General features: G+C 70.7%; 15 protein-coding genes and 2 tRNA genes. 11 read left to right on the forward strand and 6 right to left on the reverse strand.

The features are described 5' to 3' along the window. The first annotated feature begins 237 nt into the window (after positions 1 to 237). Entirely contained in the window at positions 238 to 1809 is a 1572-nt protein-coding gene (locus ACZ63E_RS45885) for a carbohydrate-binding protein (protein WP_465342602.1), read from the forward strand. Here ACZ63E_RS45885 and ACZ63E_RS45890 read toward each other — a convergent pair. After that, on the reverse strand, positions 1806 to 2189 hold the full coding sequence (locus ACZ63E_RS45890) for a winged helix-turn-helix transcriptional regulator (RefSeq protein ID WP_465342603.1): 384 nt from the start codon (positions 2187 to 2189) through the stop codon (positions 1806 to 1808). The genes ACZ63E_RS45885 and ACZ63E_RS45890 overlap by 4 nt on opposite strands. Positions 2190 to 2256: 67 nt before the next feature. On the opposite strand from ACZ63E_RS45890, the gene ACZ63E_RS45895 reads away from it, so the two are divergent. Then, positions 2257 to 3036, forward strand: a complete 780-nt coding sequence (locus ACZ63E_RS45895) for an NAD(P)H-binding protein (RefSeq protein ID WP_465342604.1) — start codon at positions 2257 to 2259, stop codon at positions 3034 to 3036. A 4-nt stretch (positions 3037 to 3040) separates the two neighbouring features. Here ACZ63E_RS45895 and ACZ63E_RS45900 read toward each other — a convergent pair whose 3' ends face one another. Further along, complete coding sequence (locus ACZ63E_RS45900) at positions 3041 to 3958, reverse strand: hypothetical protein (protein WP_465342605.1); 918 nt, start codon at positions 3956 to 3958, stop codon at positions 3041 to 3043. Beyond that, positions 3943 to 4479 carry a hypothetical protein gene (locus ACZ63E_RS45905; protein ID WP_465342607.1) on the reverse strand — a complete coding sequence of 179 codons (537 nt, stop codon included), beginning with the start codon at positions 4477 to 4479 and terminating at the stop codon, positions 3943 to 3945. Before ACZ63E_RS45905 ends, ACZ63E_RS45900 begins: the two co-directional genes overlap by 16 nt. A gap of 106 nt (positions 4480 to 4585) precedes the next feature. On the opposite strand from ACZ63E_RS45905, the gene ACZ63E_RS45910 reads away from it, so the two are divergent. Together ACZ63E_RS45910 and ACZ63E_RS45915 are read left to right on the forward strand one after the other, a co-directional pair. After that, complete coding sequence (locus tag ACZ63E_RS45910; protein WP_465313220.1) at positions 4586 to 4966, forward strand: VOC family protein; 381 nt, start codon at positions 4586 to 4588, stop codon at positions 4964 to 4966. A 191-nt stretch (positions 4967 to 5157) separates the two neighbouring features. Further along, complete coding sequence (locus ACZ63E_RS45915; RefSeq protein ID WP_465342608.1) at positions 5158 to 6021, forward strand: trypsin-like serine peptidase; 864 nt, start codon at positions 5158 to 5160, stop codon at positions 6019 to 6021. A 106-nt stretch (positions 6022 to 6127) separates the two neighbouring features. Here the strand turns inward: ACZ63E_RS45915 and ACZ63E_RS45920 are convergent. Next, positions 6128 to 6201 (reverse strand) — tRNA-Pro (locus tag ACZ63E_RS45920). 82 nt (positions 6202 to 6283) lie between these two features. Here ACZ63E_RS45920 and ACZ63E_RS45925 point away from each other — a divergent pair. Next, positions 6284 to 6357: transfer RNA gene (locus ACZ63E_RS45925), tRNA-Gly, on the forward strand. Here the strand turns inward: ACZ63E_RS45925 and ACZ63E_RS45930 are convergent. Continuing rightward, the gene (locus tag ACZ63E_RS45930; protein ID WP_465342615.1) at positions 6309 to 10970 is read right to left on the reverse strand and encodes a HAMP domain-containing protein; all 4662 of its coding nucleotides are present in this window, start codon (positions 10968 to 10970) and stop codon (positions 6309 to 6311) included. The genes ACZ63E_RS45925 and ACZ63E_RS45930 overlap by 49 nt on opposite strands. Before the next feature lie 139 nt (positions 10971 to 11109). On the opposite strand from ACZ63E_RS45930, the gene ACZ63E_RS45935 reads away from it, so the two are divergent. The 3 genes from ACZ63E_RS45935 to ACZ63E_RS45945 all read left to right on the forward strand — a co-directional run bounded on the left by ACZ63E_RS45935 (position 11110) and on the right by ACZ63E_RS45945 (position 13583). Beyond that, positions 11110 to 12654: a SpoIIE family protein phosphatase gene (locus ACZ63E_RS45935; protein ID WP_465342609.1), complete on the forward strand. Its 1545-nt coding sequence runs from the start codon at positions 11110 to 11112 to the stop codon at positions 12652 to 12654. Between the two features lie 90 nt (positions 12655 to 12744). Next, positions 12745 to 13287 (forward strand): type 1 glutamine amidotransferase domain-containing protein, encoded by a 543-nt coding sequence (locus tag ACZ63E_RS45940; RefSeq protein ID WP_465342610.1) that lies wholly within the window; start codon positions 12745 to 12747, stop codon positions 13285 to 13287. Positions 13288 to 13415: 128 nt separating this feature from the next. Then, positions 13416 to 13583: a hypothetical protein gene (locus ACZ63E_RS45945; RefSeq protein WP_465342611.1), complete on the forward strand. Its 168-nt coding sequence runs from the start codon at positions 13416 to 13418 to the stop codon at positions 13581 to 13583. 73 nt (positions 13584 to 13656) lie between these two features. On the opposite strand, the gene ACZ63E_RS45950 is transcribed toward ACZ63E_RS45945, so the two are convergent. Continuing rightward, a complete protein-coding gene (locus ACZ63E_RS45950; RefSeq protein ID WP_465342616.1) occupies positions 13657 to 14085 on the reverse strand; it encodes a hypothetical protein in 429 nt (142 codons plus the stop codon). A 146-nt stretch (positions 14086 to 14231) separates the two neighbouring features. Between ACZ63E_RS45950 and ACZ63E_RS45955 the strand changes: the two genes are divergently transcribed. The 3 genes from ACZ63E_RS45955 (at position 14232) to ACZ63E_RS45965 (ending at position 16789) form a co-directional block, all read left to right on the forward strand. Further along, positions 14232 to 14639 carry a helix-turn-helix domain-containing protein gene (locus ACZ63E_RS45955; RefSeq protein WP_465342612.1) on the forward strand — a complete coding sequence of 136 codons (408 nt, stop codon included), beginning with the start codon at positions 14232 to 14234 and terminating at the stop codon, positions 14637 to 14639. Positions 14640 to 14713: 74 nt separating this feature from the next. Then, positions 14714 to 15811: a sialidase family protein gene (locus tag ACZ63E_RS45960; RefSeq protein ID WP_465342613.1), complete on the forward strand. Its 1098-nt coding sequence runs from the start codon at positions 14714 to 14716 to the stop codon at positions 15809 to 15811. Positions 15812 to 15949: 138 nt separating this feature from the next. Next, positions 15950 to 16789 (forward strand): SAM-dependent methyltransferase, encoded by an 840-nt coding sequence (locus tag ACZ63E_RS45965; protein ID WP_465342614.1) that lies wholly within the window; start codon positions 15950 to 15952, stop codon positions 16787 to 16789. Positions 16790 to 16949: the final 160 nt, after the last annotated feature.

Here is a 16949-nt window from a genome sequence, read left to right on the forward strand (position 1 = left end):
CCTCTCCCCCTCCTCCCTCTCCCCCCTCCCCCCCCTGCCAGCCTGCCTATCCCCCCCCCCCCCCCCCCCCCCCCCCCCCCCCCCCCCCCCCCCCCCCCCCCACCGGGGGAGCCCTCCGGTACATCCCGGCCAGCGGCAACCCAATCTCATATCTGATACATGATCTCTTGACTCCGGGTTAGGCAGGTCTCTTTACTAACTGGTGTAGACCTCTGATGTCTTCACCAGGGAGCCAGCATGTCCTTTCTCCGGCGAACGGCGGTCGCGGCCGCCGCGCTCGCGCTCGCGGCCGGCCGCACCATCCTGACCCAGACCCCCGCGTCCGCCCTGGAAAACGGGCTGCTGCGCACCCCGCCGATGGGGTTCAACAACTGGAACTCCACGCAGTGCAAGGCCGACTTCACCGAAGCGATGATCAAAGGCATCGCGGACATCTTCGTGAGCAAGGGGCTCAAAGACGTCGGATACACCTACGTCAACATCGACGACTGCTGGGCGCTGCCGAGCCGGGACTCGAAGGGCAACCTCGTCCCCGACCCGGCGCGCTTCCCGCACGGCATCAAGGCGCTCGCCGACTACGTCCACGGAAAGGGCCTGAAGTTCGGCATCTACACCAGCGCCGGCACGAAGACCTGCAACACCGCGGGCTTTCCCGGCGGGCTCGGCCACGAGCAGGCCGACGCGAACCTCTTCGCGAGCTGGGGCGTCGACTACCTGAAGTACGACAACTGCAACAACCAGGGTGTCGACGCGCAGCAGCGGTACAAGGCGATGCGGGACGCGCTCGCGAAGTCCGGCCGGCCGATCGCGTACTCGATCTGCGAGTGGGGCCAGAACAAGCCGTGGACGTGGGCCGCGCCGGTCGGGAACCTGTGGCGCACCACCGGGGACATCTCCGACAAGTGGTCGAGCATGATCGGCAAGGCGCAGACGAACCGCGGTCTCGCGCAGTACGCCGGCCCCGGCCACTGGAACGACCCGGACATGCTGGAGGTCGGCAACGGCGGCATGACGGCGGCGGAGTACCGCACGCACTTCAGCCTCTGGGCGATGATGGCGGCGCCGCTGCTGATCGGCAGTGACCTGCGGAAGGTGTCCGACGACAGCTTCTCGATCCTGAAGGACACCGACGTGATCGCACTCGACCAGGACGCGTTGGGCAAGCAGGCGACCGTGCTGAGCTCCAGCGGCGGCGTGGTCGTCTACAGCAAGGTGCTGGCCGACGGCGACCGCGCGGTGGCGCTGTCCAACGAAACCGGCTCGACGGCGACGATCGGCACCACGGCGGCCGCGACCGGCATCGGCAGCGCGTCGTCGTACTCGCTGAAAGACCTGTGGAGCAAGGCAACCCGGACGACTTCGGGTTCGATCAGCGCTTCGGTGCCGTCGCACGCGACCGTGCTGTACCGCGTGTCCCGCGGAGCCGGCTCCTCGACGCGGTACGAGGCCGAGTCCGCGACGCTCTCGGTCGGCGGCACGATCGACTCGAACCACGCGGGCTTCTCCGGGACGGGCTTCGCGAACGGCGCCAACGCTTCCGGCAGCTACGTCGAGTGGCAGGTGCCGGGACCGGCGTCGGCGGTGACGTTCGGCTACGCGAACGGCACGGCGGCGGCGCGCCCGGTGGACATCGCGGTCGACGGCACGGTGGTCGCCGCGGCGGTGCCGTTCCCGCCGACCGGCGCGTGGACGACGTGGAGCACGGTGACACGCACGCTCGGCCTCGGCGCGGGTCCCCACACGATCCGCGTCACCGCGACCACGGCCGACGGCCCGGCGAACCTGGACTACCTGGTCGTTTCGCCCTAGTGGCGGGCGGCGGCCGGCCTCGGCGAACTGCGTGCGTCGTAGGCCTGCCGCGCCGCTTCGACGTGCTCGAGGTTGCCCGACCACTCGGACAACGACGCGAACAGCGGGCCGAGGCTGCGGCCCAGCTCGCTGATCTCGTACTCGACCCGCGGCGGGACCTCGGGGTGGTAGGTGCGCACGACGAGGCCGTCGCGCTCCAGCTGCCGCAGCCGCTGGGTGAGCACCTTCGGGCTGATCGTCGCGATGCGGCGCTCCAGCTCCACGAACCGCTGCCGCCCGTACTCCTTGAGCGTCCACAGGATCGGGGTGGTCCAGCGGCTGAAGACGATGTCGACCACCGGGGCGATCGGACAGGCCAGCTCGGGTGTGGTTCCGGTCACGTTCGGGGCCTCCAGCCAATACTTTCCTCTAGGTACCTACTATACGTCGGAATGTAGCGTCGTCCGCATGATCGTAGTGACTGGAGCGACGGGAAACGTCGGACGACCGCTGGTCGAAGCTTTGACGGCGGCGAGGGAAGAAGTGCGGGCCGTGTCCCGCCGGGGGCCGGTGCCGGGGGATCTGTCGGACGCGTCGACGTTGCGTCCGGCTTTCGAAGGGGCGTCGGCGGTGTTCTTGTTGCTGCCGGGCGACTTCCGAGGTCCCTTGGAACCGGTGCTGGAGCAGGCCGCCGGGGCGCGAGTCGTGTTGTTGTCGTCGCAGGGAGTCGGAACCGGACGGCATCCGGCGTTCTTCGAACACGCCGTGCGCGCCTCGGGTCTACAGTGGACGATCCTGCGTCCGGGCGGGTTCGCGTCGAACGCGTTGCAGTGGGCGGAAAGCGTGCGGACCTCCCGGACGCTCGCCGCTCCGTTCGGCGACGTGGCCCTGCCGGTGATCGACCCGGCGGACATCGCGGCGGTGGCGGCCGCGGCGTTGCTCGACGCCTCGCACGCGGGCCGGACGTACGAGCTGACGGGCCCGGCCCCGGTGACTCCGCGCGAGCAAGCGGCGGCCATCGGCGAAGCGGTGGGAGAGCCGGTCGAGTTCGTTCCGCTGACCCGGGACGAAGCGCGTGCGGGCATGCTGGGCTTCATGCCGCCCGAGGTCGCGGACGCGACGCTGGACATCCTCGGCACCCCGACGGCGGCGGAGCAGCGGGTGAGTCCCGACGTCGAAGCGGTGCTGGGCCGCCCACCGCGCCCGTTCGCCGACTGGGCGGCGCGCACCGCGGCGGCGTTCAAGTGACGAACTAGCAGAGGTGGTCGCGAGTCGTGCCGTTCGGCGCGAACTCCAGGCGGACGTCGGCCGAGGACGGGAGCAGGATCGCCGTGCCGTCGGCGCGGTTCCACTCGCGGGGCAGCAGCAGCGACGTCCCGCCCGCCTGCAGGACCAGCACGAGGCCGTCGTAGCGGAAGCGGTACTGGGCGTCCGGCGCGCACAGGGTGATCCGCACCCCGCGCGTCCGGACGCCGAGGTCCTTGCCGCTGAACACCGCGGTTTCGGCCATCTTCGGCAGCGCCACCTCGTACTCGTAGGCCCGCAGCTCCCCGACCGCCACGGAGTAGTCCGTGACCGCCCAGAACGAGCCGACGGTGACGAGCACGAAGGTGAACGTCCACTGCACGACGGCCGCCGTCGGGGAGCCGCGGCGGCCGGTGCGGGCCTGGTGCAGGCGGTCGGCCAGCGGGAAGAACGTGAACCCGACGGCGATGCAGAGGCCGGGCAGGCCGGGGAACCGGTACAGCAGGGACGGCGCGGCGAGGCCGGTCAGGCCCAGCCCCACCAGCGCGACGCCGGCCACGGCGAGCACCGGCACGGCCCGGCGCAGCAGCGTCTGCCAGGCCTTCGGGGACAGCCGCGCTTCCAGGAACCGGTGCGTCCAGAGCGCGGCGAGCCCGACGGCGGCGACCGCGGTGATGGGCACGGTCATCCCGTCGGTGGCGCGGATCAGGTAGTCGGACACCGACAGGCCGAGCACCGAGTAGTGGACGCCGAACCACCGGCAGAAGGCGTTGGCGTGCTGCGTCCCGAAGTAGAAGAGCAGGGCGGTCAGCACGGTGGTCGGCGCGAGGATGGAGCTGAACACCTTCAGCGCTCGCGACGGCGCCTCGCTGCCGACGGGCGCCGGCCGCCCGGCCAGGCGGCGCGCGGTCAGGCGGGGTCGCACAGGTTGTTGACGACCCAAGTGACCGTGCCTCCTTCGAAGAGCGGGTCCGGGATCTCCTTGCCGCCGACCAGGCAGTCGACGTCGTCCTGGCCCAGGGTGGGGTCGACCCGGAAGGCGTTCTTGATGCAGGCGTCGTGCGCGGGGCAGATCGAGCGGTAGAAGTCGTCGACGGCGAAGGCGGGGAAGGGCTGCCCGGTCATCTGCTCGATGCTGCGCCGGTCCCCGGAGCCGAGCACCCACCGATCCGGCGGCTGCGGCTTCGGCGGTGGCGGTGCTGCTGTCGTCTTTGCCGGCGGCTTCGCGGTCGTCGTCGCAGCCGAAGTGGGGGCGTGCGTCGGTGGTGCGGTGGCGCTCGAAACCGGGACGGCGGCGGTGGTGGTCGTGGGGGCTTCCGCGGTCGTCGCGGTGCTCGGGACCAGCGCCAACGCGCTGGAGAGCGGGGCGGAGCTGGGTTCGGGAGCACGTCCACAGGCCGCGACCACCACGGCGACGAGGACGAGCGAGGGGATCGCTCTGGGCATCGGACACCACCTCTCCGTGAGATGAGTCGGGAGAAGGCGGGAAAATACAACAAGATCAGGCTTTTCAGGAGACGTCTGCCGAGTCAAAGCCCCGTACGGTCGACCCATGGCTGCCTACTGGACGCTGGTGTGCGACGCCGAAGACGTCGAGCGCACGGCAGGTTTTTGGGCGCTGGCACTGGGTTACGTGCCGGAGCCGGGATTCGACAAGCCCGACAACGCCTCGATCGTCGACCCGTCCGGCGTGGGCCCGACGATCGGATTCGTGAAGGCGGCGGGCAAGACGGTGAAGAACCGCCTGCACCTGGATATCAGGGTCGCCGGCCGGGGTCCGTGGGACATGGCGGAGCGGGGACGCCTGATCGGCGCGAAGGTGCCTGAGCTGGTGGCCGCCGGGGCGACGGTGGTGCGTGAGGCGCGGGACGGGGAGAACCTCGACTACGTGATGATGCTGGACCCGGAGGGCAACGAGTTCTGCGTCGCCTGAGCCGAGCCGGTCGATCGGCGAGCGTCACCGACCGCTACTCGTCGTCGGTGACTGCTCAGCCCCGCCGTGCCGGTGCCCGTTGACGCGGACCTGGGTGCAGGTTCTCGGGCAACGTCTTGATCAGCAGGCGAGGGCGGACACACAGTGAGTTCCCGGGGTTCCCAAGCCCCGCGGAAACTGGAGGCACGAGAATGTCCGCATCACTCGCGAAGGTGGCTGCGCTCACTGCCGCCCTTCTGCTCACGGGGTCGCTGTGTGCCGCGCCGCCATCCGGCGCCGCGGCGAAATACGATCCAGGCGCGGTGGTCAGCTTCGACCTGGCCACCGGCGCCCGGCAGGTTCGCGCGGTCGCTCGATCCGTACCCGACGCGAAGGCGCTCCTGCCGGGAACACTGCCTGGTAAGGATTTGGCGGCCGGTGCGGCGCCCAACGCGACCGTCGGGCGGCTTTTTCACAGTGGTACCTCCGAATGCACGGCAAGCGTGCTGACGGGCCGGCGCCACGACCTGATCATCACCGCAGGCCACTGCGTCTCGCCAGGAGACGGCACTGGCCCGTATCCCACCATCAGGTTCTATCCCGGATTCACGCCGGGAGGCACGGAAGACCCGCCGTTCGGCAGTTTTACGGCGACGAGCGTCGTGACGATGTCCGGCTGGCAGGACCACGGCTGGTCGGCGTGGGACGTGGCGATCGTCCAGCTCGGACCCAACGAGTTCGGGCAGAACGTCGGTGACGCCGTCGGGTCGTGGAACGGGCTCATGGTCGACCAGCCGCTCGAGGCCGACCGCACGGTCTGGGGCTACCGGCTGGACAACACGCAGCAGGTGTGCTCGGGAACGACGGCTCGCTGGCTCATCCCGCCGGACAACCAGCTCAAGATCCCGTGCGTTTCCCAGGCCGGGGCCAGTGGCGGACCGTGGTTGCAGGTGTACGGCGGCGGCAGCAGCCTCGGCTACGTCAACGGCGTCATCAGCACCGGCGGTGACGGCAAGGTCATCTCGCCCTACTTCGACGACGACGTGCTCGGGATGTGGCAGCTGGCGAACTCGTAGTCACCGGGGTGGAACCAGACACCGACGAGGACGACGAAGTCTGTCTCCGGCGCGCCGATCGCGCCGGAGACAGGTCCGGCTGAATCCGCAGATCCAGCCCTCGTCGTCGGGATGACAGGATTTGAACCTGCGACCCTCCGCTCCCAAAGCGGATGCGCTACCAAGCTGCGCCACATCCCGGTCCCACCCCCTGAGGGGGGTGTGTGATCAGAGTAGCGGGTCACGCTAAGCTGACCACGCACCCGGGTACCGACGGGGGCACGCGGGTGTAGCTCAATGGTAGAGCCCTAGTCTTCCAAACTAGCTACGCGGGTTCGATTCCCGTCACCCGCTCCAAACGACGCAGCGTCCGCTTCCAACGATGCTGCGATCACGTCCAGCAGTTTGTCCGTGTCCACCGGCTTCGTGATGTACTCGTCCGCGCCGCTGGCCAGCGTGCGGGCCCGGTCCTCCGGTGTTGCCTTGGCCGTCACCGCGATCACCGGCAGGTCCGCGTTGGCCGCTTCGGCTCGGATGGCCGCGATCGTCGCGTTGCCGTCGAGCTCCGGCATCATCACGTCCATCAGGACCAGCGCCGTGTCCTCGTGGCGCTCCAGGGCCCGGATGCCGTCGACGCCCGTCTCCGCGTAGACCACCTCCAGGCCTGCCTGCTCCAGGACCGCCGCCAGCGCGAACACGTTGCGGAGGTCGTCGTCGACGATCAGGACCTTCTCGCCGTGGAAGCGCTTCGGGGCGATGTCGGGGGCCGCCACCAGGAGGGTGCTGGGCACCGGGGGCAGGCGAGGGGACGACAGCGCCGTCACCGCCGGGTCGACCAGGTTGGCCGCCGCCACCGGGAGGTACAGCGTGAACGTCGATCCGACGCCCGGTTCGCTGACCACGCGGAGCTCGCCCCCGAGGAGCTCGGTCAGCTGCTGGCTGATGTTCAGCCCCAGGCCGGTGCCGCCGTACTTGCGGCTCGTTGTGCCGTCCGCCTGGCGGAACGCCTCGAAGATGACCGCCAGCTTCTCCTCCGGGATGCCGATCCCGGTGTCCTCGACGGCGAACGCGACGATGCCGGGCGCGTTCCGCAGCGCCTCCTGCTCCACCTCCGCCGGGTCCGCGGCCCGGATGTGGAGCCGGACGCCGCCCTCGTCGGTGAACTTCGCCGCGTTGGACAGCAGGTTGCGGAGGATCTGCTGCAGCCGGTGCTCGTCGGTGTGGACGCTCCCGGGCACCGGCGGGTCGATGTGGACCGCGAACTCCAGCCCCTTGTCCGCGGTCAGCGGCCGGCACAGGGACTCGACGTAGTCCACCAGCTCGGGCAGCGTGATGTCCGACATCTGCATGTCGAGCCGGCCCGCCTCGACCTTCGCCAGGTCGAGGATGTCGTTGATCAGCTGCTGCAGGTCCGATCCGGCCGCGTAGATCGTCTTCGCGAACTGGATCTGCTTCTCCGTCAGGTTGCCCTCGGGGTTCTCCGACAGCAGCTTCGCGAGGATCAACGCGCTGTTCAACGGCGTCCGCAGCTCGTGGGACATGTTCGCCATGAACTCGGTCTTGTACTGCGACGCCACCGTCAGCTGCCCGGCGCGCTCCTCCAGCTCCTGGCGCGCCTGCTCGATCTCGCTGTTCTTGACCTCGATGTCGCGGTTCTGCTGGGCGAGCAGCGCGGCCTTCTCGGCGAGCTCGGTGTTGGACCGCCGCAGCTCGCCCTGCTGGGCCTGCAGCTGCTCGGACCGGGCCCGCAGCTCCTGCGCCAGCCGCTGCGACTCGGTGAGCAGCGCTTCGGTCCGCGAGTTCGACAGGATCGTGTTGACGTTGACGCCGATCGTGTGCCGCAGCTGCTCCAGCAGGTCCTGGTGCACCGTGCTGAGCTCGTTGACCGAGGCCAGCTCCAGCACCCCGAGCACCTCGCCCTGGAACAGCACCGGCAGCACGATCAGGTTCACCGGCGACGCCGAGCCGAGCCCGGACGAGATCAGCGCGTACTCCGGCGGCGCGTTGTGGACCAGGATCGTGCGCTGGTCGACGGCGGCCTGCCCGATCAGCGACTCGCCGATCGCGAACCGCAGCCCGGCGCGGGACTGCGCGAGGCCGTAGGCGGCGATGCACTCCAGCACCGTGCCGTCGCGGTCGTCGTCGCGGGCCAGGAAGAACGCGCCCTGCTGCGCGCGGACCAGCGGCGCCAGCTCGGACAGGATCAGCGCCGCCACCGACGCGAGGTCGCGGTGCCCCTGCATCCGGCCCGACAGCTGCGCGAGGTTCGTCTTCAGCCAGTCCTGCTCGCGGTTGGTCCTCGTCGTCTCCTTGAGGTTCGCGATCATCTGGTTGATGTTGTCCTTGAGGTCGGACACCTCACCGGACGCGTCGACCGCGATGTGCCGGGTCAGGTCGCCGGCCGTCACCGCCGTCGCCACCTGCGCGATCGCGCGGACCTGCGTGGTCAGGTTCCCGGCCAGCTGGTTCACGCTCTCGGTGAGCCGCTGCCAGGTGCCGGACACGCCGTCGACCTCGGCCTGGCCGCCCAGCTTGCCCTCGGTGCCGACCTCGCGCGCCACGCGCGTGACCTCCGAGGCGAACGCCGAGAGCTGGTCGACCATCGTGTTCATGGTCGTCTTGAGCTCGAGGATCTCGCCGCGGGCGTCGACGTCGATCTTCTTCGTCAGGTCGCCCCGCGCGACCGCGGTGGTCACCTGCGAGATGTTCCGGACCTGGCTGGTCAGGTTGTGCGCCATGAAGTTGACGTTCTCGGTCAGGTCCTTCCAGGTCCCGGCGACGCCGGGGACGCGGGCCTGGCCGCCGAGGATGCCTTCGGTGCCGACCTCGCGCGAGACGCGGGTGACCTCGTCGGCGAACGCGCGCAGCGTCTCGACCATGCCGTTGAGCGTCTCGGCCAGCGCCGCGACCTCACCCTGGGCGACGATCGAGATCTTCTTCGACAGGTCGCCGTTGGCCACGCCGGCCGCCACGGTGGCGATGCTGCGCACCTGGTCGGTCAGGTTCGTGGCCATGACGTTGACGTTGTCGGTCAGGTCCTTCCACGTGCCCGCGACGCCGCGGACGGTGGCCTGGCCGCCGAGCTTGCCTTCGGTGCCGACCTCGCGGGCCACTCGGGTGACTTCGTCCGCGAACGCGGACAGCTGATCCACCATTGTGTTCAGCGTGGTCTTGAGCTCGAGGATCTCGCCGCGCGCGTCGACCGAGATCTTCTGCGTCAGGTCGCCCTTCGCGACCGCCGACGTCACCGTGGCGATGTTCCGGACCTGGTCGGTCAGGTTGTTCGCCATGAAGTTGACGTTGTCGGTGAGGTCCTTCCACGTCCCGGCGACGCCGGGCACCGTGGCCTGACCGCCGAGCCTGCCTTCGGTGCCGACCTCGCGGGCCACTCGGGTGACTTCGTCCGCGAACGCGGACAGCTGATCCACCATCGTGTTCAGCGTGGTCTTGAGCTCGAGGATCTCGCCGCGCGCGTCGACCGCGATCTTCTGCGTCAGGTCGCCGCGCGCGACGGCCGTCGCGACCTGGGCGATGTTGCGGACCTGGGTGGTCAGGTTGTTCGCCATGAAGTTCACCGAGCCGGTGAGGTCGCGCCAGGTGCCGGCGACGCCGGGGACCTGCGCCTGCCCGCCCAGCTGACCCTCGGTGCCCACCTCGCGGGCCACCCGGGTGACTTCGTCCGCGAAGGCGGACAGCTGGTCCACCATGGTGTTCATGGTCGTCTTGAGCTCGAGGATCTCGCCCCGGGCGTCGACGGTGATCTTCTGGGTCAGGTCGCCCTTCGCCACGGCCGTGGTCACGTGCGAGATGTTGCGGACCTGGTCGGTCAGGTTGTCGGCCATGCCGTTGACCGAGTCGGTGAGGCTGCGCCACGTCCCGGCCGCGCCGGCCACCTCGGCCTGCCCGCCGAGCTTGCCCTCGGAGCCGACCTCCCGCGCCACGCGCGTGACTTCGCCGGCGAACGCGGAGAGCTGGTCGACCATCGTGTTGAGCGTGTTCTTCAGCTGGAGGATCTCGCCGCGCGCGTCGACGTCGATCTTCTTCGTCAGGTCGCCGTTGGCCACCGCGGTCGCCACCAGCGAGATCCCGCGGACCTGGTCGGTCAGGTTGTCGGCCATCTGGTTGACCGAGTCGGTGAGGTCGCGCCAGGTCCCGGCGACGCCGGCGACCTGCGCCTGGCCGCCCAGCTTGCCGTCGGAGCCCACCTCGCGGGAAACGCGGGTGACCTCGTCGGCGAACGAGGAGAGCTGGTCCACCATGGTGTTGATGGTGTTCTTGAGCTCGAGGATCTCGCCGCGGGCGTCGACGGTGATCTTCTGGGTCAGGTCGCCGCGCGCGACCGCCGTGGTGACCTGGGCGATGTTGCGGACCTGGTCGGTCAGGTTGTCGGCCATGCCGTTGACCGAGTCGGTCAGGTCGCGCCAGGTGCCGGACACGCCCGGGACGACCGCCTGGCCGCCGAGACGTCCCTCACCCGCGATCTCGCCGGAGAGCCTCGTCACTTCGGCGGCGAAGCGCGACAGCTGCGCGATGAGGCCGTTGACCGTCTTCGCCAGGGCCGCGTACGCGCCCTGCAGCGGCCGGCCGTCGAGGGTCATGGCCATCGGCTGGCCGAGGTCACCCTCCGCGACGGCGCCGAGCACGCGGTCCAGCTCGATCGTGGGGCGCGTGAGGTCCTCGACCAAGCCGTTCACACTGTCGACGGCGGTGGTCCAGCCGCCCGGGCCGACCTCCGCCTCCACGCGCTCGCTGAGCCTGCCGTCCTGGCCGACCGCGGCGCGGACCCGCAGCAGCTCGCTGACCAGCCGCTGGTTGCGTTCGGCGATGTCGTTGAACGCGACCGCGAGCTGGGCCGAGATGCCGTCGCCGTGCGGCACGAGCCGCCGGCGGAAGTTGCCGTCCCCGAGATCCCGCACCGCGACGAGCAGCCGTTCCAGCGCGGCCGCTTCGCTCTGGGATTCCGTTGTCATGTGTGCCGACCCTCTCCACCACGCATGCGCCAGCCATGGTCCTCGAACCAGCGTGTCATGATTCGCCCTACACTTCGAGCCAGTCCGCCCGCTCACGCGGTAGCCGTGCGATAGCAGTCCGGAGGCAGGAGGTCCGTGCATGGTGTCACGTCCGGCCCCGGCGTCGGCAGCCCTGCCACCGATGACGGCCGGTGACGCGCCGCCAGGCTTCGACGCCTTCGGGCGGGCGGTCCTCGAAGACGTCCGTGACGCCGTGTTCCTGCAGGACGCCGAGGGTGTGCTGCGCTGGGCGAACCCCGCCGCGCACACGCTGACCGGCGGTGTCGAGCCGCGTCTGCACCCGGTCGCCGAGACCTCCGGGCACGTCGAAGTGAGTGGTCGGCGCCGCCCCGCGCGGGTCCGCGCGCTGCCCGGCGGCTGGCACGCCTGGACCGTCCCCGCCGAGGACGTCCCGCAGCGGCACGTGGGCGACTTCCTGGCCGAGGCCGGTCCCCGGCTGGCCGCCGCGCGCGGGCGTCACGGCACCGCGCGCGTGATCGCCGAGCTGGCCGCGTCCGCGCTCGCCGACACCGTTTTTGTGCTGCTGCCGACCACCCGCGGCCGGTGGGAGTGGTGGAGCAGCGAGCGCCCGGCCGCGCCGGGGCACGGGCGGATCCGCCGGGTCCCCGCCCAGGTCGCGCCGGTGCTGGCGGCGACGTTCGCGGCCACCGGCAAGCCGGAGTCCGCCGCCGTCCCGGCCGCCGAGGTCGCCACGCTGCCCTCGATGGTCGCCGACCGGTTCGCCGGGCACGCCGAGGTGACCGTGGTCTCCCTGGGCCAGAGCGCGGGCGCCGGCGCCCTGCTGCTGGGCCGCCGCGCGGACCCGGAGTTCGGCGCCGAGCAGGCCCGCGCCGAGGCGCAGTTCGCCCTGGCCGCCGGGACGGCGCTGGCCAACGCCCAGCGTTACGCCCGTCAGGAAGAGGCGACCCGCGGGCTCGAGACCACCCTGCGCCCGGTCGACCCGCCCGAGCTCGACGGCGCCCGCTTCGAGACCTGGTACGAGCCGGCCGGCGGGGTGCTCGCGGTCGGCGGCGACTTCTTCGACGTTCTCGCCCACGACGACGGCAGCGCGTTCCTCGTGCTCGGTGACATCTGCGGCAAGGGCCCCGAGGCCGCGGCGCTGACCGGCCGGGTCCGGCACGCGCTGACCGCGCTCGCGATGGTCGAGCGCGACGGCCGGACGTTGCTGCGGCTGCTCAACGAGCTCCTCATCGCCGGCGGCAGCAGCCGGTTCGCCACGCTGGTGCTCGGCACGGCCAAGCCGGTCGACGGCGGCGTCGACCTGACGCTGGCTTCCGGCGGGCACCCGGCGCCGCTGATCGTCCGCCGGGCGGGGACCGTCGAAGAGGTCACCGTCCCGGGCACGCTGGTCGGGATCTCGCCGCAGGCGCGCTTCGCCGAGGCGCAGGTGCGGCTGGGGCCCGGCGACATGTGCCTGCTCTACACCGACGGCATCACCGAGGCCCGCAACCGGCACGACCAGGCGGAGCTCTTCGGCGACGACCGGCTGCGCGCGGTGCTGACGGCCGCGGCGGGCCAGCCCGCCCGGGAGGTCGTGCGGCGGCTGCGGCAGGCCGTGCGCGACTGGCTCGGCAGCTCCGCCCACGACGACATCGCCGTGCTCGCGGTGGAGTGCGCGGACTGACTCGTCTGTCCTCAATGGAGCGAGTTTGGTTGCCCCCCGAAGGGGTAACTCCCCTCGTGCACGCGCATTTTCCCAGACGGAGGAGTTTCCATGGCCAACGCACTGCAGGGTCGTCGTGTCGCGATCCTGGCCGCGGACGGCGTCGAGCAGGTCGAGTTGGAGCAGCCGCGCCAGGCCGTCCTCGACGAGGGCGCGACGGTCGAGCTCGTCTCCCTCGACACCGGCGAGATCCAGGCGATGAACGGCGACATCGACAAGGGCGACCGGTTCCCGGTCGACCGGAAGGTGGCCGACGTCGGCATCGGCGACTTCGACGCGCTGCTGCTGCCCGGCGGCACGATGAACCCGGACAACCTGCGCACGAACCCGGACGCGGTCAAGTTCGTCGGCGACTTCGTGCGGGCGGGCAAGCCGGTCGGGGTGATCTGCCACGGTCCGTGGACGCTCGTCGAAGCGGATGTCGTGCGTGGCCGCACACTGACGTCGTACCCGAGCATCCGGACCGACATCCGTAACGCCGGCGGCACGGTCGTCGACCAAGAGGTTGTCGTGGACAACGGCCTGGTCTCCAGCCGCAACCCGGACGACCTGCCGGCGTTCTGCCGCACGGTCGTGCGCGAGTTCGCCGGCTGACGGACGTCCTCTGTGGACAGTCACCCGGACGTGTCCTTAAGTCCGGCTTAAATTTGTTGGTGTTCGGCACCCCGGTGGAGGACGCTGAGGGTGTGACCTGGATCGCCCGCGGAGAGGAGGTGGACGCGATGACTGTGCAGGCAAGGCGCTACGGCCGGTGGTGCCGTGAGCACTTCGACGCGACGGCCGCCGCCGAGGGTGTTCCCGAACCCCGGGGCGTCGAGACGGCCGACCAGACCCGGCCCGAGCCCCGCCCGGAGCCCGTTCAACCCGGCACCGAGCAGCCCCAGCGCTGATCCGGCCGGACGTGAAAAAGCGCCTCCCCGGGCCGGGGAGGCGCTCTTTTTGTGCCTTTTTGTGGCTTTTCGGTCAGCGGTAGCTGCGGCGGCGGTACCAGACCCGCCTGGGTCCGGGCGCGCCGATGCGCGTGATGACGTCGGTCAGCACGGCGCCGATGACCAGCCAGATGACCGCGGCCAGGCCGTCGTTGCAGAACACCCGGAACTTCTCGGAGTCCGGGGTGAAGAGGTCGCGCAGCCCGAGCGAGACGCTGGCCGACCATTCGGAGATCAGGTGCGCGAAGCCGTTCGCCGCGTTGGCCTCGCCGAACACCAGCACGATGTGCACGGCGAGCACCAGCGCGAACACCGCGCACACGAGGTGGATCAGGGCGTTGACCGTGCGGACGATCCGCAGGCGTGCGGGCGTGCGCTCCACGACTTCTTCGGTCGTGGCGGGCTCGTACCGCGGTTCGTGCGGCGGTTCGTACGGCTGCTCGGGCGGAGGGGGATACGGCATCGTCGTCGCCGTCCTTTCGAGGAGTCCGATGTGGACGGACATGGGCGTACGGTGGCACCGGGGAATACCCGTCACCCGGGTGAGCGAACCGCGTATTCCGTAAACTTCCTTGCCAGTGGTCCCGATGAGGTAGTTTGGGGAGGGTTATGCCGCGGGAGGTCTTCTCCGCCGAGCAGGTCGCCGAGCGGCTCGGCCTGCACGTCCGGACGGTCCGGAACTACGTGCGCGACGGGCGGCTGAGGGCGGTCCGGATCGGCAAGCAGTACCGGATCGCGGCGGACGACCTCGAGGCGTTCACCGGGCTGCCGATGGCGGAGCCGCGGCCGGCCGCCGAGCTGTCTGGTGTCGCTGAGCTCAGCGGCATCGACCGGGCGACGGCCGACCGGCTCGCGGCCACCGTCGTCGCGTCGGCGGACGGGGGTGAGCGGGCTTTGCGCGTCGAGACGATCTACGACGGGGAACGCGCGACGATGAAGGTGATCGTGCTCGGCGACCTCGCCGCCGGTGCCGACCTGCTCAGGCTGGTGGCCGGATTCGCCGAGAACCTGACCTGAGCCCGCGCTGGGCCGCGCGGTGGAACCTCTTGCCGGGCGGGCAACCCCGCCCCGTGCGGGACGTCCACGTGATCATGACAAGTCCCCGGCGCTCGGCGCTGCTGGTGTCCGTCCTCGCTCTCCTGGCCTTCTTCGCCTCGCCCGCGGCGGCGGAAACCCTGGTGCCGGCCGGGTTCCGGCCCGCCTCGACGAGCTGGACCAGCGCCGGCACCGGCTACGTCCTGGGGTACGCGCCGTGCGGGAAGTCGTGGTGTCCCGCGTTGGCCGGCACCAGCGACGGCGGGCGGCACTGGCGGCGGCTCGGCGCGCCGCCGATGCCCTTGCCGGACAACCACAACCACGTCGCGCTCACGTTCGTCAGCGACCGGGTCGCATACGTCGATGACGGCGTGCACGTCCGCACGACCCGCGACGGCGGCGCGAGCTGGCACCCGGTCGGGCTGGTCGGCGCGCGGGAACCGTTCTACCTCTCGAAGATCACCGAAACCGGCGGCCGCGTCTTCGCCGTGGTCACGACCTACGGCGAAGGCCGCGGCTCGACGCGGCTCTACTCCTCGGCCGCCGGCTCGCCGGTGCTGGTCCCGGTGCCCGGGTTCGCCGTCACCGGCGGCATCACCTACGGCGACCTGGCCGTCGGCGGTGGCCTGCAGGTCGCGCTCGGCGCGGACTACACGACCGAGGAGTACTGGACCTCGCGGGACGGCGTCCGCTTCACCCGCGCCGATCCGCCGTGCCCGGCGGGGTCGGTCGCGTCGCTCGCCGGTGTGCGGGACCGGCAGGTCGTGGCGTTGTGCAGCAGCAGCCCCGGTTCGCCGCAGCCCGGTTCGACCGAGCGCCGGCTGCGGCACGCGCCGTCGCTCGGCGGGGTGTTCAGCGGGAGTGACGCCGCGCCGTTCCTCGGGATCACCCAGGGCTTCGGCGCGGCCTCGCCGACGTCCGCGACGGTCGCGGCGATCGGCGGCGGCACCGGGTTCCTGCACAGCACGGCCGACGGCGGCCGCACGTGGAAGACGACCGTGCTCTCCGAACGCGGCCTCGGGCTGACCGATCTGGACTTCCCGGGCCGGGGCACCGGGGTGGTCGTCGACGGGCAGCCGGATGCGGACGGTGGCTCCGCACTGTATCGGACCACGGATGGCGCAACGACCTGGCACGAGGTGGTGATCGGGTAATACGCCCTGGCAGGGAAGGCCCTTCGGCCCGGTTCACTTGGTGAACGCCATGTCGTAGTCTGAGCACTGTCCGTTGCCGGACAAGGCGGGCGAGCCCGGGCAGGAGCTCGCCGGCCACGACGAGTGGGAGAGCAGCCGATGACGCCTGGCGACCTGCGGTCCGGAACCGGGGGAGGCGCCGCTTCCCTCGATTTCAGCAAGGCGAGCCTGGCGAGGTTGTCCGACGCGCTCCTGGGCGGGCACGACCACTACGAGGTCGACCGCGAAGCGATGCGGCGGCTGCTGGCGATCGCGCCGGGCGCGCAGGCGATGGCGAGGGAACACCGTGAGTGGCTGGTGCGCTCGGTGCGGTTTCTCGCCGGGAAACGCGGCATCGACCAGTTCCTCGACCTCGGCTCTGGCATGCCGACCGCGGAGAACACCCACCAGGTGGCCCAGCGGTACAACCCGGACGCGCAGGTGGTCTACGTCGACAACGACCCGGTGGTGCAGGTGCACGGGCGGGCGCTGCTCGAGGAGAACTACCTGACCCACGTGACCGGCGCGGACCTGACCCGGCCCGCCGAGACGCTGGCCGACGAGGTCGTCAAGGAGTACCTGGACTTTTCGCGGCCGGTCGCGCTGATGCTGACGTCGATCGTCCACCACATCGACGACTACGACCGGGCGAAGCGGATCGTCGCGGAGTACGTCGACGCGCTCGCGCCCGGGTCGTACCTGCTGCTCACGCACCACTTCGACCCGGAAGAGGACTCGCCGCGCCAGGAGCTCGCGCGGCTGCTGGAGACGAGCTTCCAGGGCACCGGGCTGGGCAGCGTCCACCGCACCCGCGAGGAGATCACGGGATTCTTCGACGGCACGGAGCTGCTCCGCCCGGGGCTGGTCTACCTGCACGAATGGTGGCCGGACGGCCCGCGTCTGCACCCGCTGTCCGAACTGAACTTCCTGACGCTGGGCGGAGTCGCCCGCAAGCAATGACTTCTGCCGCGGCCCGGGGGGGGGGGGGGGGGGGGGGGGGGGGGGGGGGGGGAAAAAACAGGGGAAGGGGGAGGGGGGGGGGGGGGGGGCCGCCAAAAAAAAAAACCAAAAAAAAAGAACAAAAAAGAAGCGTTTTTTTCTCCACCTACCCATCGGGACG

The sequence above is a fragment of the Amycolatopsis sp. NPDC104819 genome, from assembly GCF_055583145.1.